Here is a 6,015-nt window from a genome sequence, read left to right on the forward strand (position 1 = left end):
GCACATCCTCCACGGTGAACCTGCCGATCACCCGTTCTTCGAGAGGCTGTATTATTTCACCGCCCTCTATGAGGGAAGAGACGATGATACCGTCGGTGGCCTTACAATCATCCTCCAGGATATTGACATCCTGGGCGACATCCACGAGCCTCCTCGTGAGATATCCGGAATTGGCGGTCTTGAGCGCGGTATCCGCAAGCCCCTTTCGCGCGCCGTGAGTCGAAATGAAGTACTGAAGCGGAGAGAGTCCCTCCCGGAAGTTCGCGGTAATCGGCGTCTCGATGATCTCTCCCGAGGGCTTTGCCATCAATCCCCTCATGCCCGCAAGCTGGCGTATCTGCGCGCTACTTCCCCTCGCTCCCGAATCCGCCATCATGAATATGCTGTTAAAGGACTTTCTCTCCTTCAACTCCTCCTCGGAGAACTTCTTTCCATCCTCTGCTCCGAGATCTTTCATCATCTCGTCTGCGATGCGTTCGGTTACGTTTGCCCAGATATCAATAACCTTGTTATACCGCTCACCATGGGTAATCAAACCGTCAGCATACTGCTTCTGTATCTCCATGACCTCATGCTCCGCGGCCTTAATGAGCTCTGCCTTCTTCGCCGGTATATGCATATCGGCCATGCAGATAGAAATCCCGGACCTCGTCGCGAAGAAGAACCCGAGTTTCTCAAGGTTGTCGAGAAAGACGACGGTCGAACGCCTACCCGCCTTCTTATAGGTATATTCGATGATCTTTCCAAGTTCCTTCTTCGTGATCTCCCTATTTATGGCGCCGAAGGAGACTTCAGGAGGAAGTATCTCGCTAAAGAGAATCCTTCCGCAGGTCGTGTCAACAATCGTTCCGTCCATCCTCACCCGGATCTTCGCGTGCTCATCCAACTGACCGGAATCATAGGCGATCCTCACCTCTGCCGCGTCCGCGAATACCCTGCCCTCACCCTTCACTCCCGACATTTCCTTCGTGAGATAGTATATGCCGAGGACCATATCCTGCGTCGGGATGACGATCGGTTTCCCGTTGGCCGGCGAGAGGACGTTGTTCACCGACATCATGAGAACCCTCGCCTCGATCTGCGCCTCTATCGAGAGCGGAACATGAACCGCCATTTGGTCACCGTCGAAGTCTGCGTTAAACGCGGTGCAGACAAGGGGGTGAAGCTTGATGGCCTTGCCTTCCACGAGTATGGGATCAAAGGCCTGAATGCCGAGCCGATGAAGCGTCGGCGCTCGGTTCAGGAGTACTGGGTGTTCGGTTATTACGTCTTCAAGGGCATCCCAAACCTCGGGCTGTTCCTTCTCTACGAGCCTCTTCGCGGTCTTCAGGGTTGTCGCAAACCCGCGTTCCTCGAGCTTATTGAAGACGAAGGGCTTGAAGAGTTCCAGGGCCATTCTCTTCGGAAGTCCGCACTGGTGAAGTTTCAACTCCGGTCCTACAACGATGACCGAGCGACCGGAATAGTCGACCCTCTTCCCGAGAAGGTTTTGTCTGAAACGCCCCTGTTTGCCTTTTATCATGTCACTCAAGGATTTGAGCGGCCTCTTTGTCGCGGTCTTCAAGACCCTGCTCCGCCTGCCATTGTCGAAGAGGGCATCGACAGCTTCCTGGAGCATCCGCTTCTCGTTCTTGATAATAACGCTGGGGGCCTTGAGTTCCATGAGCCTCTTCAGTCTGTTGTTCCTGTTGATGACCCTCCGGTAAAGATCGTTGAGGTCGGAAGTTGCGAAGCGGCCTCCCTCAAGGGGAACGAGGGGCCTCAGATCGGGGGGCAGTACCGGTACGGCATCCATGATCATCCACTCCGGAGCATTCCCGGACTGTCTGAATGCCTCAACCACCTTGAGCCTCTTCGTGAGTTTCTTCTTCACGCCGAGGGACGACGCTTCTTTTATCTTCGCCTTGAGTTGAACGGAAAGAGATTCGAGGTCGAGTCTCCGCAGGAGTTCCCGTATCGCCTCGGCTCCCATCCCTGCCTTGAACTTCGAGCCGAATTCAGTCGTCTTCTTCTTGTACTCATCATCCGTCAGGAGTTCCTTTTCCTTGAGTGGGGTGTCACTCGGGTCTATGACAATATAGCTCTCGAAGTAGAGAACCTTTTCGAGATGCCGCATCGTCATATCGAGCAGGGTCCCGATCCTGCTCGGTACCCCCTTGAGAAACCAGATATGCGCTACCGGCGTTGCGAGCTCAATATGGCCCATCCGCTCACGTCTCACCTTCGACTGAATAACCTCAACGCCGCACTTATCGCAGACGACTCCGCGGTGCTTCATCCTCTTGTACTTGCCGCAGAGGCATTCCCAGTCCTTCACCGGCCCGAAGATCTTGGCACAAAAAAGTCCGTCCCTCTCGGGCTTGAAGGTGCGGTAGTTGATGGTCTCAGGCTTCTTAACCTCTCCGTAAGACCATTCCCTGATCTTCTCCGAGGAGGCGAGCTTTATCCTCATCGCCTCAAAATCCGTCGGATTCATCGGCCTCTGAAAAAGGGCATAGACATCTGTTTCTACTTCAGCCAAGACTCATTCCCCCTTACTTTTTTTCTCCAGGAGTTCAACATCAAGACCAAGACTCTGGAGCTCTTTAATTAATACGTGGAAAGACTCAGGAACACCCGGTTCGAGAGTCGCATCGCCCTTCACTATTGCCTCATACATTCGCGCCCTGCCGGTGACGTCGTCACTCTTCACGGTGAGAAATTCCTGGAGCGTGTAAGAGGCGCCATACGCCTCGAGGGCCCAGACTTCCATCTCCCCGAGTCTCTGACCTCCGAACTGTGCCTTGCCGCCGAGGGGCTGCTGAGTAACGAGGGAGTAAGGCCCGATAGAACGGGCATGCATCTTATCATCGACGAGGTGGTGGAGTTTCAGCATATACATATACCCCACCGAGACGGGCCTCTTGAACGGTTCTCCCGTTCTCCCGTCATAGAGTGCTATCTGGCTTGCGGTAGGGAGACCCGCCTTCTTCAGCATCTCCTTGATCTCGCTTTCCTTCGCGCCCTCGAAGACCGGGGTCGCCACATGGAGACCGAGTACCCTGGCAGCCCAGCCGAGATGGGTCTCGAGTATCTGTCCGACATTCATTCTCGAGGGAACACCGAGGGGGTTCAGGACAATATCCACCGGGGTACCGTCAGGCAGGTAGGGAAGGTCTTCCTCGGGCAAAACCATGGCAACAACGCCCTTGTTGCCGTGTCTTCCCGCCATCTTGTCTCCCACCTGAAGCTTGCGCTTCATCGCTATATAAACCTTTACGAGCTTATTCACCCCCGGCGGAAGCTCATCCCCCTTCCTCACCCGGTCGACACTCTCATCGTACCGGGATTCGAGGTAGCGCAGGTACTGATTCGCCTCATGGTGGATGATATCGATCTTTTCCTTTTTGTCCGCGTCGGTGATTTTCACGCGCATGAGATAGTCATCCTTTATCCGTTCGAGCTGCTTTGCGGTAAGCTTCCTCCCCGCCTGGCAGAGCACTTCTTTTGATTTCGGGTCCTTGACGTCGTCCGTGACCTTACTCCCTTCAAGCAGTTGCCGGATCTTCTTGAACTTCTCTTCTTTCACGATCCTGACTTCCTCTTCGAGATCCCTCTGGAGCTTTAGGATGTCGTCTTCTTCTATGCTCTTTGCCCTTTCATCCTTTTCCGTCCCTTTCCTCGAGAAGATGCGCACGTCAACGATGACACCCTCGATTCCCGGGGGGACATAGAGGCAACTCTCCTTGACATCCTCTGCCTTCTCACCAAAGATGGCCCGTAACAGTTTTTCCTCGGGGGTAAGCTGCGTCTCACCTTTCGGGGTGACCTTGCCGACAAGGATATCGCCGGGCTTAACCTCAGCGCCGATCCTTATGATTCCGCTTTCATCAAGGTCCTTGAGCGCCTCCTCACCGACATTCGGGATATCTCTCGTTATCTCTTCGGGGCCGATCTTCGTGTCCCGCGCCTCGACTTCGAACTCTTCGATATGAACAGAGGTGAATGAGTCCTCCTTTACGAGTCTCTCGCTGATCAGGATGGCGTCTTCAAAGTTATATCCGCCCCACGGCATGAACGCAACGAGGACATTCTTGCCGAGGGCCAGCTCTCCCTGGTCGGTAGAGGAGCCGTCCGCAAGCACATCACCCTTCTCAACCTCGTCACCGACGTGAACAAAGGGTTTCTGATTTATACAGGTAGCTTGATTCGATCTCTGAAACTTTACCAGGGGGTCTATATCAAGCCTTCCACCGTTTTCCGAGGGTCTCACCACGATCCTCGATGCATCAACGGACTCTACAATGCCGGCCCTTTTCGCAAGCACGATGGCGCCGGAATCCCTCGCTGCAACGAATTCCATGCCCGTCCCGACAATCGGCGCTTCATTCTGGATCAAGGGCACGGCTTGTCTCTGCATGTTCGAACCCATGAGCGCCCTGTTTGCATCGTCATTCTCGAGAAAGGGTATCAATGCAGCCGAAACACCTACGATCTGTTTTGGTGAAACATCCATATACTGGATTTCCTGCGGTGTAACCATCTTAAAGTCGCCCCCGACTCTCGCGGACACGGCATCTCCTTTCAGGTGTCCCCTGCCATCGACCTGCGACGTTGCCTCGGCTATGATATAATTTTCGCCCTCAATGGCTGAAAGGTGTTCAATATCCCCTGTCACCCTTCCGTTGACGACCTTCCGGTAGGGAACCTCGATAAACCCAAAATCATTTACCCTCGCGTATGTGGCCAGGGATGTTATCAGTCCAATGTTCGGCCCTTCCGGGGTTTCTATCGGACAGATCCTGCCGTAATGAGTCGGATGAACGTCCCGCACCTCAAATCCCGCCCTCTCTCGCGTGAGCCCTCCCGGACCGAGCGCCGAAAGCCTCCTCTTGTGCGTAATCTCGGAAAGGGGGTTCGTCTGATCCATAAACTGGCTCAACTGACTGGACCCGAAGAACTCCTTCACGGCAGCCATCACCGGCTTTGCGTTGATAATGTCGTGGGGCATGGCGGTCTCGAGCTCGGTGAGCGTCATCTTCTCCTTGATCGCCCGTTCCATCCTCACAAGCCCTATCCTGAACTGGTTCTCAAGGAGTTCACCCACTCCCCGGATTCTTCGGTTCCCGAGGTGGTCGATATCGTCGACTTCTCCCTTCCCTGTTCTCAGGTCAAGGAGATAATGCACGATCTTCACGATATCCTTATCGGTAAGAACCCGGGTGCCGAGATCGATGTCGAGGTTGAGCCTCTTGTTGATCTTCAACCTTCCGACGGGTGAGAGGTCATACCGCTTCGGATCGAAGAAGAGGCCGTTAAACAAATCCCTTGCCGAATGAATAGTCGGCGGCTCACCGGGTCGCAGTTTCTTGTATATCTCGATGAGTGCCCCATCCTGAGTGCTGACCTTATCCGTTAAGAGCGTATCCCGCAGCGAGGAGAGATACTTGACGTTGTCGATGTAAAGAAGATGCAAGGTCTTGACCTTAAGGCTGAGAATCTTGGCAAATATCTCCTCCTTGATCGGCTCATTGCTTTCCAGCAACACCTCGCCCGTCTCCGGGTCAACAATGTCCTCGAGGGTAAACCTGCCGACGATATCTTCTTTGAGTATCGGTATCTCTTTGATGCCCGATGCTTCCATCCTCTTGACGGCGCCCTTGGAAATCTTGGACCCCTCCTTTACGAGAACTTCCTTCGTCTGCGGAATCGTAATATTTCTTACCGCTTTTATGCCTGTGAGGACTTCACTAACGGCGCGGGTGAACGTTTGACTATCCTTGATGGTTATCGTCTCGACGGGATAGAATGTTTTGAGAAGGTCTTCATTCGTATACCCTAGCGCCTTCAGTACGATGGTCGCAGGGAGCTTTTTCCTCCTGTCGATACGGACATAGAGGATATCCTTGGTATCGAACTCAAAATCCAGCCAGGAACCACGGGAAGGGATAACCCTTGCGGAATAGAGGAGCCTGCCGCTCGCATGGGTCTTACCCTTGTCATGGCTGAAGAAGACGCCCGGAGAACGATGGAGCT

2 protein-coding genes are annotated in these 6,015 nt (G+C 53.9%); both read right to left on the bottom strand.

Annotated elements, in window-relative coordinates:
- The coding region (rpoC, locus tag VEI96_10345; GenBank protein HXX58388.1) for a DNA-directed RNA polymerase subunit beta' at positions 1 to 2,521 on the bottom strand (2,521 nt) is incomplete at its 3' end.
- Between the two features lie 3 nt (positions 2,522 to 2,524).
- A partial coding sequence (rpoB, locus tag VEI96_10350) for a DNA-directed RNA polymerase subunit beta (GenBank protein ID HXX58389.1) occupies positions 2,525 to 6,015 on the bottom strand: 3,491 nt, incomplete at its 5' end.

The sequence above is a fragment of the Thermodesulfovibrionales bacterium genome (assembly GCA_035622735.1).
Classification (GTDB): domain Bacteria; phylum Nitrospirota; class Thermodesulfovibrionia; order Thermodesulfovibrionales; family UBA9159; genus DASPUT01.